1 protein-coding gene is annotated in these 1147 nt (G+C 66.0%); it reads right to left on the bottom strand.

The genetic code is table 11. The features are described 5' to 3' along the window. Window positions 1–195: 195 nt before the first annotated feature. A partial coding sequence (locus A9X01_RS10915; RefSeq protein ID WP_172832487.1) for an SDR family oxidoreductase occupies window positions 196–1147 on the bottom strand: 952 nt, incomplete at its 5' end.

The following is a 1147-nucleotide window of genomic DNA, read 5'->3' as shown; positions in this document are numbered from 1 at the left end:
AAAACCCGCACCGATCGACACAACCCACTCCCTAACGCTGGTAGCAACTGACTCACAACCAGCCTGACAAAGGGGGATTGCGGCCCGCGCAGTGCGATTCTGTGTCTGCTCGCGGGGGAAAAGCGCGCCCCAACCCCCGAAAACGCCGATCGCCAGCCCCCCGGGTTGGGGGACTGGCGACGGGACCAGAGCAGGTTAGAGCAGGCCGAGCAGCCGCAGATCGCTCACGTACTTGCCGATGATCGGCGGCGTGATGTGCGGAATGTCTTTGTCCGCACCGATTTTGGCGTCCTGGACGGCCGCACGGAACCGGTCGGTCGGTGCGAGCGAGCCCCGCATCGGCTTCTCGGGCTTCTGGTAGTTGTGCAGCAGCGGCAGCAGCGACGCCTGCCGCTGGTTCTCCGGCAAGCCGCGCAGCGAGGTCTCGAACCGCTGCAGCCACTCGCCGTAGTCGGCGATGCGCTGAATCGAGTTGCCGGCCTCAATCAGCCAGTCGGCGAACTCGTCCATCCCGATGCCGTCGTCGTACGGGTTCATGACGTGGTAGGTCTGGAACCCTTCGCCGACGTTCTGGGCGCCCAGTGTCGAGATCGCCTCGGCGATGAACTCGACGGGGAGACCGTCGTAGTGCGACCGCTGCCGGTTGCCCTCGGCGTCGGTCTCGTAGAACGAGGCCGGGGCGATCCCGGTAGCCACCAGGCTCAGCATCATCCGGGTGAACATGTCCGGCACGTTGAGCTGACCGGCGTAGGTGGTGTCCGCCAGGATCATGTCGCAGCGGAACACCGCGACCGGCAGACCGCACAGATCATGCGCCTCGCGCAGCAGGACCTCGCCGGCCCACTTGCTGGTGCCGTACCCATTGGCGTAGCTGTCGTTGATGGCGCGGGTGGCGCTGATCTCCCGGACGTCGGCGTCCTCGGTGAACTCGCCGGGCTTGATCTGGTCGCCCACCCCGATCGTCGACACGTAGGTGTAGGGCTTCTGCCTGCTGGTCAGCGCGATTTTGATCAGTTCGGCGGTGCCCAAAGCGTTGGGCCCAAACAGCTCGCTGTACGGCAGCACGTGGTTGACCAGGGCGGCCGGGTCGACGATCAGGTCGACGGTGTCGGCCAGCCGTTGCCAGACCTGCGGGTCCAGCCCGAGG

The sequence above is a fragment of the Mycobacterium asiaticum genome (genome assembly GCF_001668675.1).
In the GTDB taxonomy this organism is placed as follows: Bacteria; Actinomycetota; Actinomycetes; order Mycobacteriales; family Mycobacteriaceae; genus Mycobacterium; species Mycobacterium asiaticum_D.
The sequence above is the reverse complement of the archived record's forward strand: the minus strand, read 5'-3'. Positions and strand labels throughout refer to the sequence as shown.